At 70.7% G+C, this 23506-nt stretch carries 23 protein-coding genes and 1 pseudogene; 13 read left to right on the top strand and 11 right to left on the bottom strand.

Going from position 1 to position 23506, the window contains the following annotated elements:
* Positions 1-550: 550 nt before the first annotated feature.
* A pseudogene (locus OWR29_RS48330) lies at positions 551-1102 on the top strand (IS30 family transposase); the annotation flags it as partial.
* A gap of 41 nt (positions 1103-1143) precedes the next feature.
* On the opposite strand, the gene OWR29_RS31615 reads toward OWR29_RS48330, so the two are convergent.
* Positions 1144-1923, bottom strand: a complete 780-nt coding sequence (locus OWR29_RS31615; protein WP_267567028.1) for a class I SAM-dependent methyltransferase — start codon at positions 1921-1923, stop codon at positions 1144-1146.
* Between the two features lie 32 nt (positions 1924-1955).
* Between OWR29_RS31615 and OWR29_RS31620 the strand changes: the two genes are divergently transcribed.
* The gene (locus OWR29_RS31620; protein ID WP_267567029.1) at positions 1956-2357 is read left to right on the top strand and encodes a RidA family protein; all 402 of its coding nucleotides are present in this window, start codon (positions 1956-1958) and stop codon (positions 2355-2357) included.
* Between the two features lie 19 nt (positions 2358-2376).
* Here OWR29_RS31620 and OWR29_RS31625 read toward each other — a convergent pair whose 3' ends face one another.
* Positions 2377-3060 carry a hypothetical protein gene (locus OWR29_RS31625; RefSeq protein WP_267567030.1) on the bottom strand — a complete coding sequence of 228 codons (684 nt, stop codon included), beginning with the start codon at positions 3058-3060 and terminating at the stop codon, positions 2377-2379.
* A complete protein-coding gene (locus OWR29_RS31630; protein ID WP_438872681.1) occupies positions 3057-5645 on the bottom strand; it encodes an FtsK/SpoIIIE domain-containing protein in 2589 nt (862 codons plus the stop codon). Before OWR29_RS31630 ends, OWR29_RS31625 begins: the two co-directional genes overlap by 4 nt.
* Positions 5646-5796: 151 nt before the next feature.
* Between OWR29_RS31630 and OWR29_RS31635 the strand changes: the two genes are divergently transcribed.
* Positions 5797-6333 carry a hypothetical protein gene (locus OWR29_RS31635; RefSeq protein ID WP_267567032.1) on the top strand — a complete coding sequence of 179 codons (537 nt, stop codon included), beginning with the start codon at positions 5797-5799 and terminating at the stop codon, positions 6331-6333.
* A gap of 1 nt (position 6334) precedes the next feature.
* On the opposite strand, the gene OWR29_RS31640 is transcribed toward OWR29_RS31635, so the two are convergent.
* From OWR29_RS31640 to OWR29_RS31670, 7 genes are all read right to left on the bottom strand, one after another.
* Positions 6335-6940: a hypothetical protein gene (locus OWR29_RS31640; RefSeq protein ID WP_267567033.1), complete on the bottom strand. Its 606-nt coding sequence runs from the start codon at positions 6938-6940 to the stop codon at positions 6335-6337.
* Positions 6937-8055, bottom strand: coding sequence for a M23 family metallopeptidase (locus OWR29_RS31645; RefSeq protein WP_267567034.1), 1119 nt, complete (start codon positions 8053-8055; stop codon positions 6937-6939). The genes OWR29_RS31640 and OWR29_RS31645 overlap by 4 nt, the downstream gene beginning before the upstream one ends.
* Entirely contained in the window at positions 8052-8594 is a 543-nt protein-coding gene (locus OWR29_RS31650; RefSeq protein ID WP_267567036.1) for a hypothetical protein, read from the bottom strand. Before OWR29_RS31650 ends, OWR29_RS31645 begins: the two co-directional genes overlap by 4 nt.
* A gap of 4 nt (positions 8595-8598) precedes the next feature.
* Positions 8599-10590, bottom strand: a complete 1992-nt coding sequence (locus OWR29_RS31655) for an MFS transporter (RefSeq protein ID WP_267567037.1) — start codon at positions 10588-10590, stop codon at positions 8599-8601.
* A gap of 1 nt (position 10591) precedes the next feature.
* The gene (locus OWR29_RS31660; RefSeq protein ID WP_438872682.1) at positions 10592-14254 is read right to left on the bottom strand and encodes an ATP-binding protein; all 3663 of its coding nucleotides are present in this window, start codon (positions 14252-14254) and stop codon (positions 10592-10594) included.
* Positions 14255-14357: 103 nt separating this feature from the next.
* Complete coding sequence (locus tag OWR29_RS31665; protein WP_202990866.1) at positions 14358-14720, bottom strand: hypothetical protein; 363 nt, start codon at positions 14718-14720, stop codon at positions 14358-14360.
* A 1-nt stretch (position 14721) separates the two neighbouring features.
* On the bottom strand, positions 14722-15015 hold the full coding sequence (locus tag OWR29_RS31670; RefSeq protein WP_267567039.1) for a hypothetical protein: 294 nt from the start codon (positions 15013-15015) through the stop codon (positions 14722-14724).
* A gap of 341 nt (positions 15016-15356) precedes the next feature.
* Here OWR29_RS31670 and folP point away from each other — a divergent pair, with 341 nt between their 5' ends.
* From folP to OWR29_RS31705, 7 genes are all read left to right on the top strand, one after another.
* A complete protein-coding gene (folP, locus tag OWR29_RS31675; protein ID WP_267567201.1) occupies positions 15357-16208 on the top strand; it encodes a dihydropteroate synthase in 852 nt (283 codons plus the stop codon).
* Between the two features lie 5 nt (positions 16209-16213).
* Entirely contained in the window at positions 16214-16576 is a 363-nt protein-coding gene (gene folB, locus OWR29_RS31680; RefSeq protein WP_267567040.1) for a dihydroneopterin aldolase, read from the top strand.
* Positions 16573-17100 carry a 2-amino-4-hydroxy-6-hydroxymethyldihydropteridine diphosphokinase gene (gene folK / locus OWR29_RS31685; protein WP_267567041.1) on the top strand — a complete coding sequence of 176 codons (528 nt, stop codon included), beginning with the start codon at positions 16573-16575 and terminating at the stop codon, positions 17098-17100. Before folB ends, folK begins: the two co-directional genes overlap by 4 nt.
* Positions 17101-17135: 35 nt before the next feature.
* The gene (locus OWR29_RS31690; RefSeq protein ID WP_267567202.1) at positions 17136-17615 is read left to right on the top strand and encodes a DUF3180 domain-containing protein; all 480 of its coding nucleotides are present in this window, start codon (positions 17136-17138) and stop codon (positions 17613-17615) included.
* Between the two features lie 114 nt (positions 17616-17729).
* Positions 17730-18977, top strand: a complete 1248-nt coding sequence (locus OWR29_RS31695; RefSeq protein ID WP_267567042.1) for an ABC transporter permease — start codon at positions 17730-17732, stop codon at positions 18975-18977.
* Positions 18978-19008: 31 nt separating this feature from the next.
* Entirely contained in the window at positions 19009-19302 is a 294-nt protein-coding gene (locus tag OWR29_RS31700) for a hypothetical protein (RefSeq protein ID WP_267567043.1), read from the top strand.
* A gap of 55 nt (positions 19303-19357) precedes the next feature.
* Positions 19358-19849: a hypothetical protein gene (locus tag OWR29_RS31705; protein WP_267567044.1), complete on the top strand. Its 492-nt coding sequence runs from the start codon at positions 19358-19360 to the stop codon at positions 19847-19849.
* Positions 19850-19853: 4 nt separating this feature from the next.
* On the opposite strand, the gene OWR29_RS31710 is transcribed toward OWR29_RS31705, so the two are convergent.
* Entirely contained in the window at positions 19854-20858 is a 1005-nt protein-coding gene (locus OWR29_RS31710) for an ABC transporter ATP-binding protein (RefSeq protein WP_267567045.1), read from the bottom strand.
* 2 nt (positions 20859-20860) lie between these two features.
* Between OWR29_RS31710 and OWR29_RS31715 the strand changes: the two genes are divergently transcribed.
* The 3 genes from OWR29_RS31715 (at position 20861) to OWR29_RS31725 (ending at position 23419) form a co-directional block, all read left to right on the top strand.
* A complete protein-coding gene (locus tag OWR29_RS31715; RefSeq protein WP_267567047.1) occupies positions 20861-21583 on the top strand; it encodes an ABC transporter permease subunit in 723 nt (240 codons plus the stop codon).
* A complete protein-coding gene (locus OWR29_RS31720) occupies positions 21580-22293 on the top strand; it encodes an ABC transporter permease (protein ID WP_267567048.1) in 714 nt (237 codons plus the stop codon). The genes OWR29_RS31715 and OWR29_RS31720 overlap by 4 nt, the downstream gene beginning before the upstream one ends.
* A 127-nt stretch (positions 22294-22420) precedes the next feature.
* Complete coding sequence (locus OWR29_RS31725) at positions 22421-23419, top strand: glycine betaine ABC transporter substrate-binding protein (RefSeq protein ID WP_267567049.1); 999 nt, start codon at positions 22421-22423, stop codon at positions 23417-23419.
* The last annotated feature ends 87 nt before the right edge of the window (positions 23420-23506 follow it).

Genomic DNA, 23506 nt, shown 5'->3' on the forward strand with positions numbered 1-23506 from the left:
GCACCACCCCTGCTCGTTGGGGGTTGGCAATGTTTGCAGATCATGTGGCCGGCTGGGTGCCGGGTGGCGCCAAGGACACGCAACGGCGCCGGTATTTCGAGTTGCTGGCGCAGGGCATGGGCACGACTGGGGCCTGCCGGGTTGTCGGTGTGGACCGGCGGACCGGCTACCAGTGGCGTCATGCCGACTCGCGCCGTTCTCGTAGGGCCTACCGGTTGGCGAGGCAGCGTGAGCGGCGGGTAGCCGCTGCGGCCGCGGCCGCAGCGGCTGAGGCGGCGAGTTCGCCGCGGTATCTGTCGCGGGCTGTGCGGATCGTGATCGCCGATCGGCTGCTGGCCGGGGCAGCCGGACAGCGATCGCGTCAGAGCTGGGCCGGCCGCGGTGCACGATCAGCCGGGAGGTCCGCCGTAACCGCCACCGCGACGGCAGTTGTCAGCCCTGCACCGCCGCGCAGCAGCATGCCCAGAGCCGCCGGCCTCGGCCCAAGCCCCGCAGACTCGCCGTCAACCAGCCGCTGCACCAGGCAGTGCAAGCCATGCCCGAACAGCGATACAGCCCGCAGCAGATCAGCCGCCGGCTATGCCTAGAACACCTGGAGCAAAGCGAGTGGCACGTGTCCCACGAAACGCTCTACCAGGCCATCTACGTCCGAGGCCGCGGCTCGTTACGCCGCGAACTGGTCGCCGTTCTGCGCACCGGCCGAGCCGTGCGCCGGCCGCACCGCCAGCAGCCAGAACGCCGAGCACGTCCGTGACGCCCTGCTGCACATCGTCGCGACACTGCCGCAGCATCTGAAACGGTCACTGACCTGGGACCAGGGCGTCGAAATGGCATTGCATCACCAGTCCAGCACCGCGACGGGCATGCCGGTCTACTTCTGGGACCCCACTCGCCCTGGCAACGCGGATCCAACGAGAACACCAACGGACTCCTGCGCCGATACCTCCCGAAAGGCACTGACCTCACCCGGCACACACCCGAAGAGTTGGCCGCTGTCGCGGCCGAACTCAACGGTCGCCCACGGATGACCCTCGGCTGGCACACACCAGCCGAGCGTCTGGCTACACTTCTGGACTTCAACGGTGGTGCAACGACCCCCTGAAACCGCCGAGGGTGGGCTCTGCGTTAGGGGCAAAAAGTCCGTCAGGGTTTGATGGCTCGGGTTGCGAAGTAGCCGGGCAGCCAGTCCGCGGTGGCGTCCGAGTGGTGTGGCGCCTCTTCGAAACCGGTGATGATGAAGCTCGCGGCCAGCTGGCCGCCGATCTGCTCGGCCATGCTGTGGCTGTACTCCAGTGGCGCGTCGGCGCCGAAGAGGCGGGCGCGTTCCTCGGCCGGCACGTGCGTGAGGTCGCTGTACGGCAGTTTGTGCCGGACCACCAGCTCGCCTCGCTCGTCCAGTGCCTCGTGGTCGAACAAGTAGAGGTCCGGGTTGAGGAAGCCGCACAGCAGCGTCCCGCCCGGTCGCAGCACCCGGAAGGACTCCCGCCACACCGGGGCGAGCTCGGGGACGAACAGGTTCGAGACCGGGTTGAAGACCAGGTCGAACGAGGAATCGGCGAACGCCGACAGGTCGCGCATGTCGCCGAGTACGGTCCGCAGCGGCAGGTTGTCCCGCTGGGCTACCAGCTCGTCCTGCTCGAGCTGGCGAGGCGAGTTGTCCAGCACGGTGACCCGGGCTCCGGCCGCGGCGAGCGTCGGGCCCTGCTGGCCGCCGCCGGAGGCCAGGCACAACACGTCCACGCCGGCCAGGTCGGCGGGGAACCAGGAACGGTCGACGGGTTCGTAGCCGATGAGCACCACCGACCAGTCGCCGGCCCGCGCCCGGGCGACCGTCTCCGCTGAGATCGGCCGCGACCACTCGTTGCCCTGGTCGACCTCCCGGTCCCAGGCCGCGCGGTTGTGGGCGACGGGATCGATCTCCATCCGTACACGCTATCCCGGGGGATACTGGCGGGATGATCGAGAAATTCAATCCCGCTACGGTGCACGAGCCGCCGGGCTATTCGCATGTGACGATCTCGTCGGCCGGGCGGTTGGCTCACCTGGCCGGGCAGTGCCCGCTCGACCTCGACGGAAAAGTGGTGGGGGAGCCGGGGGATTTCGACGCCCAGACCGATCAGGTGATCGCCAACTGCCTGGCCGTGCTGGCGGCGGCGGGGGCTGAGCCAGGCGACGTCGTGCGCTCGGTGATCTATGTGGTCAGTTCGGAGACGGCGGTGCTGGCCTCGGTCTGGGATCGGCTCAACGCGTCGCCGCTGGCGCCTGCGTTCGGCACCGCGTCGACGCTGCTGGGGGTGGCCGCGCTCGGGTTCGGCGGGCAACTGGTCGAAATCGACCTGACGGCCGCGCTGGCCTGACGACCGTTGAAGGGCGCCTCTAATTGAAGAACGAAGCGAGACCCACGCCCATGCAGGTCAGCAGGACGGGGGTGAGGCAGGCTATGGCGCCGACTATCGGCGTACGGTCGACCGGCTCGGGGCCGCCGCCGTAGACGAAGCCGATCGTGACCCAGCCCAGGCCGAAGGCCAGCACGGGCATGCTGAGGCCGCACAGCAGCGCGTACGTGGGCACCGAGCCGGGCGACGCGACCAGGTAGAGCACGATCTGCACGATGAGGACGACCGCGGCGAACGGGCCGTAGATCAACAAGTTGCGGGCCCACGGGCGCCACCGGCGGGCCGGGGCCGTCTCGGTCAGCAGGGCGTCGCCGGCCTCGGCGGTGCGGCGGGCCTGCTGCAGGGCGGTGAGGGCCGCGGCGGGGCTGCCGGAGGCGGTCTGAGCGGCCACCTCCCGGTCGACGGGCTGTGGCATGAGCTCGGCCGGAGGCACCGCCAGCTCGCGGCCCAGCCGGGCCTCCTGGGCCGCCAGCCGGGCCCGTACGACGGAAAGCTCTTGCCTCGCGGCCGTGACCGCCGCCTGGTGTTCGGTGGCGGCCGCGCTCGCCGCCCGGCGGACCGCGTCCAACCGTTGGGCGGCGGCCAGATAGTCGGCCCACGGGCCCGGCGCCGGCGGCGTGGGCTGGGCCGGGATGGCGCCGGTGGCCTGCTGCTGATCGGTCACCGCGGATCACCCGGATCGTCGGTCACGCCGGGATCGAGGAACGGCATGACGGTGAGGGTGCGGTCGTCCCGGCGGTCGTGCAGCAGTGCCCGGTTGGGTCGGGGATGCCAGGCGACCGTACGGCCGATCATGGCCGACACCTCGGCCGGCGGCACGTTGAGGAACAGCAGACCGGACACCTCGTCGTGACCGGCCGCGTCGGCGAACCGGTGGGGATCGCGCCACCAGGAAAGCAGGTGGGCGCCGCGAGCCGGACCCTCACTGAGCAGGGCAGCCAACCCGGTCAGGCCGGCCGGGGAGGCCGCGTCCATCCCGAAGACCACGCGGTAGCCGGGGCGGGCCGGATCGAGCTCGGCGGCGAGACCGGCCGCGTCGACCAGCGTCACCTCTTGGCGATGGCCGATCTCGGCGGCCAGGGCCTCGGCCAGCCGGTCGCCCTCGGCGACGAGCGAGGCAATGACAAAGCGAGCCGTACGGGGCTGGTGGAACGCGGCCACGCTGCGCGCCGCCGCGTCGAGCACCTCGGACGCCGACGCCTGCGACCCGAAGATAGCCAGATGCCGCCCGGGTGTGCTGTCGAGCGGGAAGGCGGCGGTGGTGAGGCCGACGTCGAGCAGGCGGCCGACCAGCGCGGTCGGGGTGGCGCCGCGACCGGCCAGCGCGGCCCGGTACGTCGGGTCGTCGGCCAGGTGCTGATGCGCGTAGCCGGCGAAGATGCGCGGCGGCTGGGACTCGGGGTCGCGGGCGCCCCACAGCCGGTGCCGCAGGTCGCTCAGCAGCTCGTTGTCGGCGTGCGGATCGGGAAAGCGGATGATCCGCTCGTGGCCGCGGGTGGCGCCGCGCGGGCCGCCCAGGCCACCCGCCGTGTTCACCACCGCGGTGCCCAGCGGCAGGCCCGCCGCCGAATCGTTCGCGGGCTCGAGCACGTCACCCCCGCCGGGCAGCGCGATGCGTACGGGGAATTGCCCGAAGAACGAGTCGCGCTTGGCGTAGTGCGCCTCCAGCCCGGCGACGTTCTGGCTGGCCAGCACCAGGTGGATGCCGCACGAGCGACCGGTGCGGGCCAGCGACTCGAGCAGCGTCGTAGCCTCGGTCGCCACCGGGTCGTTGCCGGCCAGCAGCGCCGGGAACTCGTCGATCACGCACAAAATGCGGGGCAGGGGGCGCTTCAGGCCGTCCTCAGCGGCGGCCGCGCGCAACTCCGTCAAGGTGGAGACACCCGCTCGCTCGTACGCCGTGTTGCGCCGTGACATCTCGGCGTTCAATTCCCGCAGTACGGCCAACCCGTACTCGCGGTCGGCCTCGACACCCACGGCGCGGGCCTGCGGCAGCCAGGTGCGGTCACGCTGGGTCGGCACGAACTCGGCGAACGTGACGCCCTCTTTGAAATCGAGCAGGTACAGCGCCAGCTCGGCCGGGCTGTACCGGGCGCACAGGCCGTAGAGCACGTTGACCAGGAAAGCCGTCTTGCCCGCACCGGACCGCCCACCGACCATCCAATGTGGTGTGAGGTCGTTGAAGCGCAGCGCCAGCGGGGTGTCGCCGTCGTGGCCGACAACCGTGCTCAGGCCCTCGCCGGCGTCGCCCGGCCACAGCTGCTCACCCGGTTCGAGCAGCAGATCGGCCAGGGTTACCTGCGTGGCGGCGGCCGAATGGGCGGCCAGCTCGCGGCACACGGCGTCGACCAAATGCGGCGGCGGATCCTCGTCGAGGAAGACCGGGGCGTTGAGCCACGACACGTCGCTCGTGGAGCCATAGGTAGCCCCCGGCGGGTCACCGATCACCGCGTACGGATTGCGGACCGAAACCATTGTCGTACGAGGTAGAGGCGCCTGGGTGGTCTCGGCCGTCAGTGGCGGGGGCGGCCAGCCCGCCACGATCAGGTGCAGGCCGGAATCGGGGCCCTGCTGGGCGAGCGCGGCGATGCGGCGCAACTCTTCGCCCTCGGTCAGCTCGGGCAGGCTCGCGATGACGACCAGCATCATGCGGTCACGCCGGCTACGGCGCGGGGCGGCGCCCCGACCGGGACGCAGCCACTTCTCGGCCTCGGCGAGCACGTCGCGCAGCCCCTGGCGGTCGGTGGCCGGGGGCGACAGCAGACCGGCGTCCTGCAGATCGGCGAAGGGCGCGAAGACCTCGCCGCCGCCGATGCCGTCCACCGCGCGGACGAGCAACGACCCGGCCGGCGCGGCGGCCAGCAGACGCACCAGGATCGACCGGAGCAGACCGAAGACGCGCGAGTCGGTGGCGGTCGCGTCGATCGTCAGGTGACCAGTGCCGAGCAACGGGATGACGGCGGGAAAACGGGCGTCGTCGAGCGGCTGGGCGACGCCGAGACGCACGAACTGGGGCGGGTAGACGCCGCCCAGCGGAGTGTTGGCCGACTGCGCGTCGAGCGGCGACCCGAGCCAGCCGGGGGCGAGCGCGCCCGCGGCGGCCCGCAGCTCTTCGGCCAGCCGGTGCTGCTCGAGCGGGTCGGCGCCGGCGGTCTCGGCATCGAGCGCGGCCGACGCGGCGTCGGTCAGAGCCACCGCCTGCCGGTGCAAAGCGGCAGCCTGCTGGACCCGCAAGGCCGAATCCACCACCGCTCTCACCTCCTGTGTGCGGGTAAAACTTATCCCAGACGGGCCGGGGCATCGCGTTCCCGGTGCCCGGTTCGATGTCCGCGTCGTACGGATCGTCCTGCTCCGGGTGCGGTTGGGGTGACACGTGACCCGAGGCACTACTGTCGTATGTGTGCAGCCGCAGGAGCCCGTGACCGGATCGACGCCCCCGCCGCCGGGGGCCGGGACGCCCGCGGCCGAGCCGGTGGCCAAGCCCCGGAACCGCCGGCTGCGGTTGTGGTTGGCGCTCGGGGCGGGGATTTTGACCCTGCTCTGCCTGGGCGGGATCGGGATCGCCGTGCTGGTCTACGACGACGAAACCAAGATCGAGCGGGCCGAACCGGACGCGGTCGCCGACAGCTTTCTGCGTGCCTATCTCGTCGACCGCGATGACGACCGGGCGTCGCTCTACCAGTGCAAGTCCGGCGGCGACTTCGCAAGCATCGCCGCCTACCGCGCGGACATAGTCAATCGAGAGAAGCAGTTCTCGGTGGGCATCCGTGTTTCTTGGGGCACGATAGCCGTCCAGACGAACGCCGATCGCGCGGAGGCCGAGACCGACCTGGTGAAGACCGCGTCGAAGCAATCGGGCCGCATCACTGACACTTGGCGGCTGAGCCTGGTCGACCAGGACGGTTGGCGCGTCTGCGGAGCGACCGAGGTTCCGTAGGTCATTCCACCCAGAGACGATGCACCAGCACTTCGAGCGTCCGAGGTGCGTGACCGCTCCAACCCCAGCGATACCAGTCGAGTTCGGTTGTCACGCGAGCGCAGATGTCGCCCTGGCTGTTGGTGTGTAGCTCCGTCACCGCGCGAAGCTCGCGTTCCTCGGTGCCGTCGTCGCGCAGGCGGACGACACGGCGTCCGGACAAAGCGGGCGCGTCGAGGGCGGGCACCGGCGTACGTCGCGACGGCTCATCCAGCGAGACCAGCCGCGACGTGATGTCGCCGGTCGGAAGCGAAATGCCGGCCACGCCGTACTCCTCGACCCAGACCCGTTCCACCGGCACGAGCGGTGCGAAGATCTCGGTCTGCTCGGCCTCGGCGCGATACCACTCGCCCTCGGTCATGACCGGCACGTAGGTGCGGCTGCCCTGAACGACCTTCTCGTCGGCCCGAAGGTCCGAGCGCCAGCCATGGCCGGGTAGCCCGATGAGGACGCGCCGCCCGCGCAGCTGTCCCGTCATCGTCGCCGGCGTCGGCACTATCGGCCGGGGCGGGTCGAGCTGCCAGTCGGGGTGCCCGGCGAACGGGTCCGGCTGAGGCTCGCCGGTCATCCCTCGCCGCCCAGCGGGGTGCCCTGCTCGCGCATGAACCGCACGGGATCGATGGCGCCGGCGCTGGACCTGTCGTTGTTCAGGTGGACCTCGAAGTGCAGGTGCGGGCCCGACGAGTTGCCGCTGGTGCCGACGCGGCCGATGATCTCACCGGCCGTGACCTCCTGGCCCTCGTGGACGAACGGCTTCACGATCATGTGGCAGTACCTCGTCATGACGTCCCCGGCGTGCTGGATCTCGACCATCCAACCGCATCCACCCTTGCCCGGGTAGCCGTCGACGTTGCAGGTGCGCCGCCCGCTGTGGTCCTCGTCGCATTTCACCTTGGAGACGATGCCGCTGGCCGCCGCCGTGATCGGGGTCTGCTTCCCGGCGATCAGGTCGACGCCCTGGTGGGTGGGGCGGGACGCGGTACGGAACCCGGAACCGACCACCGCGCCCACCGGACGGGTCCAGCCCGACGCGGCGATCTGCCGGCCGGAGGCGCACACCATCGTCACTGAGTCGCCGGCCGCTCCGGCCGCGCCGTCGGCCAGCTGATTCACGATCTGGGTGGCGAGAGGTTCGTGCTTGGCGTAGGCATCGGGGTAGGCGCTGATCTGCACGCGCTGGGCCGCCCGGGTGAGCGACATCCTCTCCCAGCCCTGGATCGTCTTGAGCTTGTTGTAGAACTTCGTGGCCGCGTACACCGGGTCCCGCACCTGCGTGGGCGAGCCCCAGCCCGAGCTGGGCCGCTGCTGGAAGAGGCCCAGCGAGTCGTGGTCGTTCCGCGTGCCGAGGTTGCCCAGGTTGTTCAGCCGGGACTCCTGCATCGCCGTGGCGACCGCGATGACCCAGGCCCGGGGCGGCATCTTGAGGTCGGCGCCGACGTTGATGATGACCGCCGCGTTTCTGATCTGCTCGGCGCCGTACGGCCGGATCCGGGGCAGCTTGGTGTCCGGGTCGACCGGTCCACCCTTGCCGCAGCCGTAGGACGACGCGTTCAGGCCGTCCTTGTTCTCGTCGGTGAGGCTGCCGACAAAAAGGGCGGTGATGCCACCGCCGCAACACAACAGAGCCAGCGTCGCCACCAGGGCGACGAGCAGAGCTATCTTGCGCGGCCGGGGAATGCTCACGACGACCAGTCGATCCCGTCGACCCGCCAGTGCCCGTCCGGCGCGATGAGACGCAGGCTGAGCTTGCCCGTGTCCATCGTGACGACGGCGTTCACCACTGTCGCACTCACCGGCACCAGGCTCGGCCGGCCGATCACCCGTTCGGCCGGGACGCCGGCCGGGTCGACGCCGTCCAGCTCGTCGGCGAGCTTGGTGGTCGAGTTGGGCAGTAGCTGCGCGCGCCACGCCTTCGGGGTGACGTTCTGGTGGTCGGCCCAGGCCGAGGCGAACGCGTAGGCGACGGCCTCCGGCTTGGCCCGCCCCGGCGTGGTGGACGGGCTCGGCGGCGGATCGGTCTCGAGGACGCTGTCGTCGTCCTTGGGATCGGCGCTCACCACCGGGCCGGGCGACGCCGTGCCGAGTGAGGGCCGGGAGTCGTCACCGTCGGAGAACAGCCGGGCCAGGCCGACGATCGCCAGCACGATGACGCCCAGGACGATGGCTACGCCCCAGCGCGACCGGAAGATTCTGTTGAGGCCGAGTTCGAGGGAACGGGGCATGTGATCACTTGGCCTCGGAACGGATACGGGGGGTGGCCGGTTCCGACGTGGTGCTGCCGGTCTCGGGTCGGTAGATCGCGTACGACGAAGGCTGCTCGGCCACGTCCGGTTCCGTCCAGCCGGTGCCCCGGCGCGGCGGGGTGGCCCGGCTCGCGGTCGGTGCCGTGGTCACCGGCTCGCGGGTGTCATCGCGGGTCGGGCGCTCGCGCACCGGCCGGTCGCTCACGGACTCGTTGCCGTCCGGCCGCGTCGGCCCCGCCGTGCCGCCGCGGGCACCTGTGGTGGCCGGAACGACGTTGCCGCGGTTCGCCGAGTGGGCCGGATCCTCCAGGCGCGCTTCCGGCCTGAGGTTGCTTTGGTCGACGTAGACCGTCCGTCCGCCCTTCGCGACCACCTGGCCACGGTCGTCCACCGAGTCGGCGCCCTCAAGCTTGGAGGCCGAACGCAGATCGCGGAAGAAGTTGCGGTGCCACGAGCCGGTGGCGATCGTGCGAGCGCTGTCCTTACCGCCCAGCTGAGTGATGCGCCGATACGGCCGCAGAAGCAGCCAGCCCACCACGCCGACCAACCAGACGAGGACGACCTGCAGCCAGCCCGGCAGCGTCGCCGTATTCATGATCAAGTCGACGGCGAACAGGTAGATGGCGGCGCCTGTGCCGAAGATGGCGATATTGAAGACAGCAGCGACAACGGCATTGCCGAGTCGCTTGATACCCGCGTTGGCCGGACGCAATAGACCAACAGTTCCGAGGATCGGCGCGGCGATGACCGCCCATCGGAAGATCAGGAAGCCTAGAAGCACGAGGAGCGACGCCGTCAGGTCGAACATCGCGAACATGATCGCGGCCAAGACGGCGATGAAACCGGCACCGACTCGGTCCATGCCGTTGACGCCCTGAAGGTACTGATACGCCTCGGGATCTTCGTTCTTGATCTGCTCAGCGACGCGTTGCCATTGTTCTTTCTTGCCGTCCAGTACACCGTTGCGCGTCGCAGGGTTGGCGCGGATCCGCTCGGCCTCGTCCCATGAAAGCGACCGAGCGTCATAAAGCGCTTCGCCGTACTTCTTGGCGGTCGTGCTGTCGGCCGAGCCGAGCAGGCCGCGAAGCCAGTTGCGGTAAAGCATCGTGTCGGTCGCGGTGTCGCTTGCTCGTACCGCCGGTGGCCGGTTGTCCTCACAGGCGTCGCCGCCGAGGGCACAGTCGGTAGGCTTCTCCGGGCGAGGACCGACGGCGTCATGGACGACGCCAAGGGTCGTGACCAGTGTCTGGTCCGCGATGTTGGCCGAACGAACCGGCCACGTCGCGATCGCGGTGACGATGACCATCACCAGGATCGCCCAGCCCGCGGTGGTGGTTGCAGCGCCCATCTCGGCCTGCCTGGAACGCCACAGGAGGTAGAGGCCGACGACAGCCAGCGTGATGACACCGAAGACGCTGAAGACCTTCTCGTACACGGCTCTGGTGGCCTGGTCGACGAGAGGATCAGCCCAGCCCCACAGCGACGCCGGATTCCAGGCCCGTTCGCGCAGGGCATTGGATGCCCCGATAACAGCGGTTGCCACCATGAACTCGCCATTGGCGATCGTCGTCTCGAATTTATAGTCGGGATCGACGAGCGTTGAGGCGCATCCGCTGTCCAGGTCGTATGTCGTATAGCTGTAGCCGGCGTATCCGTACTGGCTGTACAGGCCCTGAGGACCGTTGCTCTTCGACGATTCCGGGCGCTCGGCGAACCAGCCCGCAAGGCCCGAATCAGGTGTGCTGGGAGTCGGCGGGTTCAGGCAGGTCGCCCGGCTCTCGCCGACTTTCGCCAGTCGCCCCGCGCACCCAGTCGGATCCTGCTGCCACTCCTCGAGGCTGCAGGCACCGCCCGGCGCCCGGGACGGCAGCCCAGCCGGCGCCGCCGAAGCCGCCGGCGCGGCCACCGCCCACGCGATCGACGCCACGACCATGACGGCCATCGTGGCCAGCAGCGCCAACCCGCGACGGACCATCTCAAACCTCCAGGTCGGACGGCAACATCGGGACCGAGGGCGCCGCCTTGGCGGCCGTCGGCGTGGTGTCGAGGTGCTCCAGCAGACCTTCAACGTACGACACGTCGACACGCACCTTCTGCACGCGGCCATCGACGTCCCTCATCACGAACTCGCGGAATCCGAGCCGGGAGGACGACGACGTGTCCACCTGGGACAGCGAGGCCAGCGTCGCCTCGTACCCGTCGTGCACCGGCACCCGCAGCAGCCGCAGCGCCTCCGATGCGATCTCCTGGTCTTCCGCGATGCGGCCCACGAAGACCGTCGAGACCAGGTTCTGCACGTCGAGGCCGAGGATGTCGCGCGGGTTCTGCGAGGCCACCAGCGCCGCGAGGTTCCACTTACGCGAGTCGCGGGCCAGGCGTACGAGGAACGATCGCCCCGACCGCCAGCCCTCCATGAAGTGGGCCTCGTCGAGCCCGACCATCTTGCGCGACGACATCGAGCCGCCGTAGCAGCGCCGCACCGCGAGCCGGTGGGCCGTGTGCAGCATCGGCAGGGCCAGCGATTCTTCGGCCGACCAGTATTCGCGCTCGATCTTAAGGTCGGGCAGCCGCAGGCCGGCCATCGTGATGACGGTCAGCGCCGCGTCCGCCCCGAGCAGGTGCTGCGGCGGCGAGCCGAAGAACAGCAGCGCCAGCGGCATCTCGGCCGTGTCGAGCAGCAGGTTGGCCAGTTCTCGGCCCTCGTCGTCGTCCAAACCCTGCAAGGTGCGGACGACGTCGTCCAGGGTGGACGTCTCTTCGGCCGGCACCTGACGCACGGCGTGCCGCAGCAGCGTCGCCGTGGACGCCTCCTTGGCGACCTGCGGCGGCACCAGCATCGAGCAGATGTCCTGGACGAGCATGCGGCGCTCGGCCCGGGCGTTGGAGACCGCGATCTCGAACTCGCGGTCACCGGCCGGTCCGGTGGCGAACTCCGAGCGTACGGGTGTGGGAATCAACGCGTACGGCGCAAGAGTGCCCTGTTCCGAGCCGGTCAGATTCAGTACGCGCGAGTAGGGCCGCAGTTCCGGCATCTGACACAGCCGGGCGAGCGGGCCGGACGGGTCGAGCAGGGTCACCTGGACGCCCCGGCGCGCGTTCAGGTAGCCCAGCGCGCCCATCAGCGTCGACTTGCCACCGCCGGGCTCGGCCACGAAGACGCCGAGGCCGGAACGCTCGCGCACCTCCATGGGGAAGTGCAGGTCGAGGAAGACCGGCCGGCGGCACGTGCCCGCCGTACGCCCGATCAGGTCGCCCCGCCGGTCGCCCACGGTCGACGCCGCCTGGGGCAGGGCCGCCGCCAGCAGCTTGACCGGCATGCGCCGCACGTAACCCGTGTTGGCGATCGGCTCACCCGGAATGAACTCTCGGGCCAGCTGGTCCTGGTTCTTCGGGTGCTGCAGCGAGATGCGCAGCTCACGGGAGTAGAGCTGGATCAGGCGGCGGGCCCGCTCCAGGCATTCCTCGCGGGTGGCGCCGCCGACCGCGATCCGGTGCCAGCCGTGGGCGCGGGCCGATTCGACCGGCAGGCCGGTGGTCATCTCGTCGCCGATCACCAGCGCCCGCTTGGCCAGGCGCTCGAGTTCGGGCGGGGCGTCGATGCCGTGCTCGGCGTAGTCGAGCTGCTGCGACCGGATCATCCGGAGCCGGTGCTCCAGATTCTTGAACGAGCTGCCCGAGCCGAGGATGTCGATCCGCGAGGACAGCTCCATGGGCCAGGGCAGCCGCTCGTGGAAGTGCATCCACGGCTCGTGCTTCTCGGGAATCTCGAGCGGCTCCATCCGGCCGACGGAGAGCACGGCGACGTGCCTTTCCTCGCCGGTCATCCGGTTCACGAGCTTCACAGTGGAACCGTACGGCGTCCGATATCGCTCCACCTGCTCGGTCAGCGCCAGCAGGTCGCCGGTGTCCCACTGCCCGTTGGTGACCGGCGAGAGCGGCCCGGGCGGGGCCATGCACAGCGCCACCGAGCGGAACAGCAGCCATTCCAGCTCTTGCGGGGTGACCCGGCGGCCGCGCATGCCGAACGCGTTCAGCACCTCGTCGAACTGCTCGACGGCCCGGTTGAGCTTGCGCCGCTCGCCGTCCGAGGTGCCGCGCCCGAAGATCCGCAGAACCCGCTCCGAGAACGTGTCACCGAGCGAGCGCCGCGCGAACGTCACACCCAGGTACGTCTGCCCCTCGGCGTGGTTGACCGAGAGCAGGTGCCGCTGGGCCGCCACCAGGTGGTCGGACCACGAGGTGCCGCCGCGCACGTCGGGCAGCGGCTTGGCCGTGAACGAGTCGACCGTACGGGCCCACTCGTCGGCCGGGAAGGGCCGGTTGGTACGCCGCAGGTGCAACCGGAAGCCGGCCAGGCCCGCGTACTGCTCGGAGATCGCGCTGAGCAGGGCCTCGCGTTCCGCGTCGGGCCGGAACGCCCAGCGCACCTCGGGGAGGTAGTACCAGGCTGTGACCGTGCTCTGGGTGAAGGTCAGGTGGCCGGCGATCTCGCTGATCTCCAGCTCCATGACCGGGTCGCGGTCGTTGAACTTGAGCTTGTTGGGCCGCAGCGCCACCGGCCGGGGCTGCTTGACCTTGTTCTCCCGCTGGGCGGGCAGGTTCTTCTCTTTCTTGCGCTTGGCCGGGGCCTTTTCCTTGCGCTTGGCCGGGGCCCGGTCGGTGGCCGGCACGGGCAGGGGCGCCTCGGCTGGCGGGGCTTGCGGCGCGTACGCCTCCACCGGCCCGGCCTGCGTCGGGGTCGCGGTGGCGCCACCCACCGTCTGCCACAGCGGCGGCGTCGACGCCGGAGCCGGGGCGGCCGGTTCGGCCGGCGTCTGAGGCGAGGGCGGCCAGTTGTCGAAGTCGGGCCAGTCCTCGAAGTCCGGATCGGCGGCCGTGGCGGCGCCGGCGGACTCCTGGAAGTAGTCGGCCTTGGGCCCGATCGGCGCCCGGCTGAACGGCGACGGCGAAACCGGCTCGGGCGTGCCCCAGGGGCCGGCCTGGCCGTTCAGACCGTCCTCGGCGGACGGCGTCGAAGCGACCGGCGGCAAGGAAGTCGAAGCGACCGGCGGCAAGGAAGCAGCGGGCGCCGGAACAGCGGGCGGCGCGGATTCGACGGGCGGCGGAGACGCCGGCGGCATGGCGACCAAGGGCGGCGCGACCGGCGGCTCGTCGACCGGAACCGGCGCCGGAGCGAGCGCGACCGGCTCAGGAGCGACCGGCTCGGGCGTAACCGGCTCGGACACGACCGGCGACGACGCAACCGGCAACGGCGCGACCGGCGATGGCGCGACCGGCGACGGCGCGACCGGTGACGGCGCGACCGGCTCGACCGGAACCGGAGCCGGCCCGGGCGGCGACACCGGCCGGTCGTCGAAGTCGAACCCGAAGTCGAAATCGAGATCCGGATCGGGCTGCGGCTTCGGCCGGGCCTGGGTTTCACCCGGCGGAGTGGCGGCGATCGGCGAAGGCGGAGCGGCCCCGCCGAACAGATCGAGGAACGGCGAATCGATGTCGAGCGCCGTGTCCACCGCCGTCCCGCGCGGCCGCAGCGGCTGCGGCGACTGGAAGACCCCGACCGCGCCGTGCTCCGGCGCGGCCACGAACTCTTCGGAGCCCTCGTCGGCCGAATCTGACGAGGAGTAGTGGTTCGTGCGCACTCCGTTACTCTGCCTGCCCTGCGTGTTGGCATCCGCCCGGGGATGACCGTGCGGAACGGGTCCGGTCATGCGCCATCTCCGTGGGAGCGTGCGAATGAACTGGTCATACCAACTCCTCCCGAACCCGGATGCGAGTGGCGACAAGTCTCGGGTCGCGGCGCTCGACCGCCGGCTCGCGCGTGCGGCGCCAGTCGGTCAGTGCGGTCCGGATGACGACCCGGGCCGGACGGTCGGGGTCGACATGGCGGAACACGTACGACGTGGTGACCATGGCGAGAGCGATCTCCCACGCGGGGAAGGGATCGAACTCGAAGGTCATCAGGTAGTGCAGGAACATGAACAGCGGAACCAGCGCCACGAACATGCCGTACTGCGCGTAGGGCAGGTGAATGGGCAGGGTGTAACCGGGGGGGCCCAGATAGACGAGCCGCGCCCGGTAGATGTCGTCGTCGGTCCGAAGCCGCATCTCAGTTGAAGATCAGCTTGATCAGGGCGTCGCCGACGAAGAACAGGGTCGCGGCGCCGGCGATGAAGGCCAGGCCCACGATGGCGATGGCCGAGCTCGTCAGCACCTTCGAGATCTCGCCCCGGCTCGCCCGGCCGATGAAGATCACGCCGAGGACGGCGAGCAGGATCGGTGCGATGTTGCTGGCGAAGAAGGTGACGATGCCTTCGGTGTTGATGCCCTTGGGTTCGGGCGCGGCTAGCGTGGCCTGCTGAAGCACGGCCGCGGCCTGCGTGGCGAGCTCAGTGGCGATCATCGGTAAACCTCCCCGTGCCCGGCTAGGGGGTTCCGGGCACGCTGCAGTTGTGAAGCTTCACGGCATCGCCCATATCGTGCTACTTCCCACCCTGCGCGTCGAGTGAGCCGTTCGGGCATTGCCATGCTCGTCTGCTCTCTCCGGTTCCTGCAAATGATGCCTAGTTCCGAAGAGTACGGCCCGCCGTTCTTGGCTACAAGCGTCCGAAACGTTACGCAAGGTGATGGCGTGCGTGAAATTGAGTTACGGGCCATCGTACGCACGTGCGACAACCCCGCCCGCCGTACCCTCGGTCCGTGACGACGGAGCGGACGGATGCGCAGGTCGCGGGGCGGGCACTGATGCATATGGATCACCCGGTCGTGATGGGCATCCTGAACGTCACGCCCGATTCCTTCTCGGACGGCGGGAAATACACGGACGTGGACGCCGCCGTCCGGCACGGCATCGAGTTGCATCGGGCGGGCGCGGACATCGTGGACGTGGGCGGCGAGTCGACCCGCCCCGGGGCTGAGCGCGTCGACGCCGAGACCGAGATCGCGCGGGTCGTGCCGGTCATCGCCGAGCTGGCCCGGGCCGGTGTGCCGCTGAGCATCGACACCACCCGGGCCGCGGTCGCCCTGGCCGCCCTGGAGGCGGGCGCGTCGGTGATCAACGACGTGTCGGGCGGGCTGGCCGACCGGGGCATGGCCGGCGTCGCGGCCGAGGTCGGCTGCCCCTGGATCCTCATGCACTGGCGGGGGCACTCGCGGCACATGACCGAGCTCGCGGTCTATCGCGACGTCGTTTCCGAGGTACGCGACGAGCTGCTCGAACGCGTCGGCGAGGCCACGGCGGCGGGCGTCGGGGAGTCGCAGATCATCCTCGATCCCGGGCTCGGCTTCGCCAAGACGGCCGAGCACAACTGGGCCCTCAGCGCCCACCTCGACGTGCTCATCGATCTGGGCTACCCGGTCCTCTTCGCCGCCAGCCGCAAGACCTACCTGGGCCGGTTGCTGGCCGGTCCGGACGGCGCCCCGCGGGCGGTCGAGGACCGTGAGGCGGCCACCCTGGCCACGTCGGTTCTGGCCGTGGCGGCCGGGGCCTGGGGCGTACGGGTCCACGACGTGACCGCCACGGCCGACGCGCTCGCCGTCTGGCGCGCGACCGGTTCGCCGCGGCTGCGCACAGTGTCCGCGAATGAGAAGGAGTGAACGGGGTGGAGGGTCGGATCACGCTGACCGGGCTGCGGGTGCGCGGCCGGCACGGCGTCTTCGAGTTCGAGCGCGAGCAGGGCCAGGACTTCGTGATCGACGTGCACCTCGACCTCGATCTGGGGCCGGCCGTGGCCAGCGACCACGTCAACGACACCGTCCACTACGGCGAGCTGGCCGGGCGCCTGGCCGAGATCGTCGGCGGGGAGCCGGTCAATCTCATCGAGACGCTGGCCGATCGGCTGCTGACCGCCTGCCTGGACGATCCGCGCGTCTCGGCGGCCGAGGTCACCGTCCACAAGCCGCAGGCCCCGATCCCGCTCGAGTTCGCCGATGTGGCGGTCACCCTGCGCCGGAGCCGGGCGTGACCCGGGCCGTTCTCTCCCTGGGCAGCAACCTCGGCGACCGGGAGCAGCACCTGCGGGGAGCGGTCGCCGCGCTGCGCGGGGTGGTCGAGCGCTGCTCCGGGATCTACGAGACCCCGCCCTGGGGTGACGCCGACCAACCCTCGTACCTCAATGCGGTCTTGCTCGTCTCGGACCCGGAAGCGGAGCCCCGTGATTGGCTGAAGCGCGCCCAGGCCATCGAAACTGCGGCCGAGCGCGTACGCGATCCGGAGCGCCGCTTCGGCCCGCGGACCCTCGACGTCGACGTCATCACGGTCTGGGACGCTCAGGGCCGGCCGGTGCTCAGCGACGACCCCGGCCTGACCCTGCCGCACCCCCGCGCGTACCTGCGGGCTTTCGTGCTGCGGCCGTGGCTCGACATCCAGCCGGATGCCGTCCTGCCCGGACACGGTCCGGTCGCCGCCTTGCTGGCCACGCCCGAGGTGGCGGGCGACCTCGCCGGTCTGACGGCCCGACCCGATCTCGCACTAGAGTCGTCTTTGTGAGCAGCAACCCGCAGGCGCCCCAGTCGGACCCGTCGATGCGCCCGACCAGCATCTCCGTGCTGGTGGTCGCGGGCCTGGCCAGTGCCGCCGTGGGTTGGCTGCTGCTCAGCTTCTCGTACTCGACACTGCCCGACCTGCCGTGGTCGCCGGTGATCGTCCTGGCCGTGCTCGCGGTGGCCGAGGGCCTGCTCGCGCAGAACACGGCGGCCCGCATCCAGCGCAAGCCGGGCGCGCCCCGGGTCGACCCGCTCGCGGTCGCCCGCTACGTCGCCCTGGCCAAGGCGTCCTCACTGGTCGGCGCGATCTCGGCCGGGTTCTCGGTGGGCCTGCTGGCCTGGCTGGCCATGGAGCCCACGCAGGCCGCGCACAACGATCTGCCGGTCGCCGTGGGCGGCGCGGTCTCGGCGGCGGCGCTGGTCGGCGCGGCTCTCTGGCTCGAGCGGGCCTGCCGCATCCCCGAGCAGCCCGACTCCAAGGACGAGAACGAGCCGGGTCGACCCACCGGCCTACTCTGAGGCCTGCGACCCACCCCCTGTTTCCGGCCTTGAACTGAGACCGACTCGTATCCGTATGCTCTGGGCGGCGTGCGTCTGATGCCGCACGGTGGGCGCACACGAGGAGGCGCGACGATGGCGTACGACGACTCGACCTACCGTCGGCAGACCGAGGATCCCACCCCGACCGATCCGGCCGCCTACCGGGCCAACACGCTGGCCGCGGCCGAGCAGCGCCGGCGGGCCGAGGAGCTCGACGGCGCCGGCGAGACCACGGCCGACGTGCTGCGCCGGGCCGAGGCCGACGAGGACGGCCGCGACCGGCTCGGCATCCACCTCGGCTGGGAAGTGATCCTGCTGCTGGCCGCAGCGGCGATCGGGTTCCTGCTGTGGCGCCTCGAACCGGACAGCCTGCGCCGCCCCGCCCTCGACGACCTGCTCGTCACCGGCGCCGCGATCGGCCTGCTGGCACTGGGCGCGGGCCTGACCCTGCGGGCCGGCGTGCCCAACCTGGCGCTCGGCCCGATCGCCCTGGCCGCCTCCCTGCAGTACGCCGAGCAGGGCGACCAGGGCCTGGTCAAGGCGATGGTCCCGGCGCTGGTCTTCGCGGCCGCGGGGGCGATCGTGCTCGCCCTGATCGTCCTCGTGCTGCACGTGCCGGGCTGGGCGGCGACGCTCGCGGCCGCCCTCGGGGTGGTCGTCTACGACCAGCTGCGCGTCGCCCCGGTCGCCGTCCAGGGCACCTACGACCCCACTGATCAGGCCTTCTTCCTGTTCGGCGGGTTCGCCGTGCTCGCTGTGCTCGGGGGCGCCCTGGGCACGGTCACGCCGGTGCGGCGCTGGCTGGGCCGTTTGCGTCCGACCGGCGACCCGGCCAGGCGCCGGGGCGCGGTCGTGGGGCCGCCGGTGTTCGGCGCGCTGATTCTGTCCTCGCTCTTCGCGGTGGCCGCGGGCACCCTGCTGGCCACCCAGTCCGACGGGCCGATCGTCCCGGGCACCGGCTTCGAGTGGACGGGCATCGCCCTCGGCCTGGCCATGCTGGCCGGCACCAGCGCGTACGGGCGTCGGGGCGGCCTGTTCGGCACGCTGTTCGCCGTCGCCGCCCTGACGCTGTTTCTCGACTACGCCGACCGGCGCGAGTTCGACATCTCGCTGTTCGCGATCGCCGGCTGTGTCCTGGCGGGCGGCCTGGTCGTGACGCGGCTCGTCGAGACGTACGGGCGGCCGCTGCACCCGGCCGGCCCGGCCGACTGGAACGCCGCCCCGGCCGCCGGCGGCAACAACTGGCAGCCCGATCTGCCCGAGACCTGGTCGACCGCCTCCACGACCCCGCGCGCCGACCGCTGGGACTCCGGTCCCTGGGGTACGGGCACTGGTCAATGACCGTACGCCGGGTCGGCCTATGCTCTTGGTCATGACCTCTCCGAGCTTCGCCGAGCTGGACGCCCTGCCCACCGAGGAGCTGCGCGAGCGCGCCTTCCACCGGGCGCGGGAGCGGCGCGACGTCGGCTTCTTCTGGTCGGTCTTCAAGCACCTGCCCAACGCCGACGAGGCGGCCGAGCTCGACGGCGCGCCCAACTCGATCGGCCCCACGGTCGACGAGGCGTTCGCGCTCTGGCGTGAGCTCGAGGGGCACGGGTACGGCGAGAACGAACCCCTGCTGCGGGCCGCGTTCATCGACTACCTGCAGAAGCACGAAGGTCACTGAGAGTCATCGATAATCGTCGTTTGAAATGAGCCGCGCGCCGGGAAATTAGCGGCGCATGGCTCTCGGTAACCGTTACAAGTCTGCGCCTGGTGCGGGCACGCTGGCCGCGCTCATATTGGTTCTCGTCTTCGGCAGCCCCTGGTATGCCGAATGGGCGATCAAGAACACCAACCCCGAGACGGCCGGCGGCTGGTTCCTCAACCTGCTCGCCTGGCCGCGCTGGTCCTTCGACTCCGACGACTCCCTGCGCGAGATCATCGTCGGCGACCTCAAGGCGATCCTGCTGGTCGTGCTGACCGCGCTGTTCCTCTACCTGCTGCCCGGTTCGCAGCTGGCCCGGGCCCGCGGCACGATCAGCCAGTTCTTCGCCGGCTGGGCCTCCTACGTCTTCGCGGCGGGCTTCGCCGCCCTGTTCACCACGCTGTTCCTGGCCGACCCGTCGCTGGTGTCGGCCTTCCGGGCGGCCAGCAACGGCGCCTCGTACGGGCTCTTCGTCGGCTGGATCGTCGGCCTGGCCACCCTGGGCGGCTACCGAGGAACCCGCTAGCCGATCAGGCCGCGGGACGGCTCTCGCGGCTGTGCTCCTCGAAGAGCCCGGCCCGCGAGACCGTCCCGATGGCCTGACCGTTCTCGACCACGACCACCTCGCTCACGTCAGCCGCCAGCATCGCGGCGAGCGCGTCGTAGAGCGTGCCGCCGGCGTCGACGGTCGGCTTGCCGTCCGCCGTCGCGCCCGCTTGCAACGCCGTACGGATCGGGGTGACCGCGAGCCGTCGGATGCCCCGGTCGGCCCCAACAAAGTCGGCCACCGCCGCGGATGCGGGCCGGCTCAGCAGTTCGGCCGGGGGAGCGTACTGCCGCAAGGTCCCACCCTCGCCCAGCACCGCGATCCGATCGCCCAGCCGCACGGCCTCGTCGATGTCGTGGGTGACCAGCACGATCGTCTTGCGCACGGTGGCCTGCAGCTTGAGGAACTCTTCCTGCAGCCGGCCGCGGGCGATCGGGTCGACCGCCGAGAACGGCTCGTCCATCAGCAGCACCAGCGGGTCGGCGGCCAGGGCCCGGGCCACGCCCACCCGCTGCCGCTGACCGCCGGAGAGCTCGTGCGGATAGCGCTTGGAGTAGCGGGCCGGATCGAGGCCGACCAGCTCCAGCAGCTCGTCCGAGCGGGCCGCGATCTTCGCCTTGTCCCAGCCCAGCATGCGCGGCACGGTGCCGACGTTCGTGCGGATGTTCTGGTGCGGGAACAGGCCCACGTTCTGGATCACGTAGCCGATGTGCCGCCGCAGCTCGACCGGGTTGCGCTCGAGCACGTTCTGGCCGTCGATGAGGATCCGGCCGTGGGTCGGCTCGATGAGCCGGTTGATCATGCGCAGGATCGTGGACTTGCCGCAGCCGGACGGCCCGATCAGCACGGCCAGTTCGCCGGCGCGCACCTCGAGGCTGAAGTCGCCCACCGCGACCGTGCCGTCGGGGTAGGTCTTGCCGACGTCCTCGAGCGTGATCGAGGCCGCACTCCTGTCGCGCCCAGGCTCGTTGATCGCGGTAGCGTCCACGTATGTCCTTCCTCTCCTGGGACCCGGTGGGTGTTGGGCCACTGGCCGCCCCCGCCGATGACGGGCCGGGAAATCCGTGGTTCTCCTGGCAGTACGTGCGGGACAACGCCGGGGCCCTGGGTGACGCGCTCGAGTTCCACGCGGGCCTGACCGCCCGGGCGGTCCTGCTCGCACTGGTCGTGGCCCTGCCGCTGGCCGTGCTGGCCTACTGGATCAAACCGTTGACCGGCCCCATCCTCGCACTCTCGGGCGTGCTCTACACGATTCCGTCGCTCGCGCTGCTGGCTCTGCTGGCGCCCGCGGTGGGCACGACGACCGACACGTCGGTGCTGATCGCCCTGGTTCTCTATGCGCTGCTGGTTCTCGTACGCAATGCCCTCACCGGCCTCACGCAGGTGCCGGACGAGGTCAGGGACGCGGCGACCGGCATGGGATACGGACGTTTCGGGCGCCTGCTGCGGGTCGAGTTGCCGCTCGCGCTGCCCGGCATCATGACCGGGCTGCGGCTGGCCACCGTCTCCACCGTGGCGCTCGTCACGGTCGGCTCGCTGATCGGGCAGGGCGGCCTGGGCGACCTGATCCTGGGCGGCTTCCGCAACAACTTCTACAAGGCCGAGATCGTCACCGGCTCGGTGCTCTGCCTGGCTCTGGCGCTGGTGCTCGACCTGCTGCTGGCCGGCGTGGGCCGCCTGCTGACGCCCTGGGCGCGCCGGAGGGCGTCATGAACACTCTCTCCGAGGCCATCACCTGGCTCAACGACCCGCTCAACTGGACCAACCCGGGCGGCCTGCTCGAGCGCTTGGGCGAGCACCTGCAGATCAGCTTCTGGGCGGTGCTCATCGGCTGCCTGATCGGCTGGCCCGTGGGCATCTGGCTCGGCCACCGCGGCCGGGGCGGCGCGGGCGTGATCACCTTCGCCAACCTGACCCTCGCCCTGCCCACGCTGGCCCTGCTCACGATCCTGCCGCTGACCCCGCTCGGCTTCGGCAAGCCGCCGGTCGTGGTTGCGCTGGCCGTCTTCGCGATTCCGCCGCTGCTGTCGAACGCCTACACGGGCCTGCGCTCGGTCGACCCCGAGGTGCGGGAGGCGGCCAAGGGCATGGGCCTGTCCGGTTCGCAGGTGCTGTGGCGGGTCGAGCTGCCGCTGGCCGTGCCCTACCTGGCGGCCGGGCTGCGCACCGCCGCCGTTCAGGTGGTCGCGACGACCACGCTGGCCACCTTCGTCAACGGCGGCGGCCTGGGCGAGATCATCAGCGCCGGTTTCGGGCTCGGCATCAGCGTCGGCGGCAACCAGATCGTGGCCGGCGGGATCTTTGTGGTGCTCCTCGCACTTGCCGTCGAGGGCCTCCTCGCGCTCGTGCAACGCCTGGTCACACCCCGTGCGCTGCGGGCCGCGAGGCGCCGCCGGCCCACCGCGGCGGCCCCGGCCGGGTAACGGTCCGGCGTAATCCTGGAAAGTGTCACACCCGGCGGGTAGAGATGGCAGGGCAGGCGGTTCTCCTCCGCCCGTCGGACACGCGGCGCGACCACCCTGATCGCGCCGGGACACAGAAGGCGGCACTATGCGTCGACACCTGATCTTGATGGCCGCCACCGCGACGGCGGCCGTCGTCTCCCTCGCCGGTTGCGGTGACGCCGGCTCCTCCGGCACCGAAGCCCCACCCTCCGCGGCGGCCGGCGCCGGCTGCGCCCCCGTCGCCGGCGACAAGCTCGTCGTGCTCGAGGACGACAAGAAGCTGCAGAACACCGACAACGTCCTGCCCGCGATCAACAAGAAGGCGTCCTCGCCCGAGCTCATCGCCGCGCTCGACAAGGCGTCGGCCGCTCTCGACACCACGAAGCTGATCGCGCTCAACAAGGCGGTCGCGGTCGACCGCAAGTCGTCCCAGGCCGCCGCGGAAGAGTTCGCAGCTGCGAACAATGTCACGGCCGGCATCACCAAGGGCTCCGGCGGTCAGCTCACCATCGGCGCCGCCGACTTCCCCGAGAGCGCCACCCTGGCCCAGCTCTACGGCCTGGCCGCGAAGGCCGCCGGCTACACGGTGAAGGTGCAGACCATCGGCAACCGTGAGCTCTACGAACCCGCGCTCGAAAAGGGCGACCTCGACGTCGTCCCTGAGTACGCGGCCACTCTGGCCACGTTCCTGGCCGGCAAGGTCGAGGGCAAGAACGCCAAAGACCCGTCCTCGCCCGAGCTGCAGACCACGATCACCAACCTCACCGCGCTCGGTGAGAAGCGTGGCCTGGTCTTCGGCAAGCCGTCCGAGGCGCAAGACCAGAACGCGTTCGCGGTGACCACCGCTTTCGCCGACAAGAACGGTCTGAAAACACTGTCCGACCTGGCCGCCAAGTGCTCCGGCGCGGCCACCGTCCTGGGTGGCCCGGCCGAGTGCCCGCAGCGTCCCAAGTGCCAGCAGGGCCTGATCGACACGTACGACTTCAAGGCCGGCAAGTTCAGCAGCCTGGACGCCGGCGGCCCGCTCACGCTGACCGCCCTCAAGACCGGCACGGTGAGCGTCGGCCTGGTGTTCAGCTCCGACCCCGCACTGGCCGCCAGCTGACGAGAATTGTCCGCGATCGCCGGGTTTCAGACCATCTGAAGCCCGGCGCTCGAACAGTTGCTCGATCGGGGAGTCTGGGTAATATCG

Origin of the sequence: Paractinoplanes pyxinae (genome assembly GCF_026626335.1) — a bacterium.
Taxonomy (GTDB): domain Bacteria; phylum Actinomycetota; class Actinomycetes; order Mycobacteriales; family Micromonosporaceae; genus Actinoplanes; species Actinoplanes pyxinae.

Coding starts and splice junctions, on each gene's coding strand:
- OWR29_RS31615 (WP_267567028.1), bottom strand. CDS start 1,923: ATGGAGATCGATCCCGTCGCCCACAACCGCGCGGCCTGGGACCGGGAG.
- OWR29_RS31620 (WP_267567029.1), top strand. CDS start 1,956: ATGATCGAGAAATTCAATCCCGCTACGGTGCACGAGCCGCCGGGCTAT.
- OWR29_RS31640 (WP_267567033.1), bottom strand. CDS start 6,940: ATGACCGGCGAGCCTCAGCCGGACCCGTTCGCCGGGCACCCCGACTGG.
- OWR29_RS31650 (WP_267567036.1), bottom strand. CDS start 8,594: ATGCCCCGTTCCCTCGAACTCGGCCTCAACAGAATCTTCCGGTCGCGC.
- OWR29_RS31655 (WP_267567037.1), bottom strand. CDS start 10,590: ATGGTCCGTCGCGGGTTGGCGCTGCTGGCCACGATGGCCGTCATGGTC.
- OWR29_RS31665 (WP_202990866.1), bottom strand. CDS start 14,720: ATGCGGCTTCGGACCGACGACGACATCTACCGGGCGCGGCTCGTCTAT.
- OWR29_RS31670 (WP_267567039.1), bottom strand. CDS start 15,015: ATGATCGCCACTGAGCTCGCCACGCAGGCCGCGGCCGTGCTTCAGCAG.
- folP (WP_267567201.1), top strand. CDS start 15,357: ATGCATATGGATCACCCGGTCGTGATGGGCATCCTGAACGTCACGCCC.
- OWR29_RS31690 (WP_267567202.1), top strand. CDS start 17,136: ATGCGCCCGACCAGCATCTCCGTGCTGGTGGTCGCGGGCCTGGCCAGT.
- OWR29_RS31695 (WP_267567042.1), top strand. CDS start 17,730: ATGGCGTACGACGACTCGACCTACCGTCGGCAGACCGAGGATCCCACC.
- OWR29_RS31700 (WP_267567043.1), top strand. CDS start 19,009: ATGACCTCTCCGAGCTTCGCCGAGCTGGACGCCCTGCCCACCGAGGAG.
- OWR29_RS31705 (WP_267567044.1), top strand. CDS start 19,358: ATGGCTCTCGGTAACCGTTACAAGTCTGCGCCTGGTGCGGGCACGCTG.
- OWR29_RS31715 (WP_267567047.1), top strand. CDS start 20,861: ATGTCCTTCCTCTCCTGGGACCCGGTGGGTGTTGGGCCACTGGCCGCC.
- OWR29_RS31720 (WP_267567048.1), top strand. CDS start 21,580: ATGAACACTCTCTCCGAGGCCATCACCTGGCTCAACGACCCGCTCAAC.
- OWR29_RS31725 (WP_267567049.1), top strand. CDS start 22,421: ATGCGTCGACACCTGATCTTGATGGCCGCCACCGCGACGGCGGCCGTC.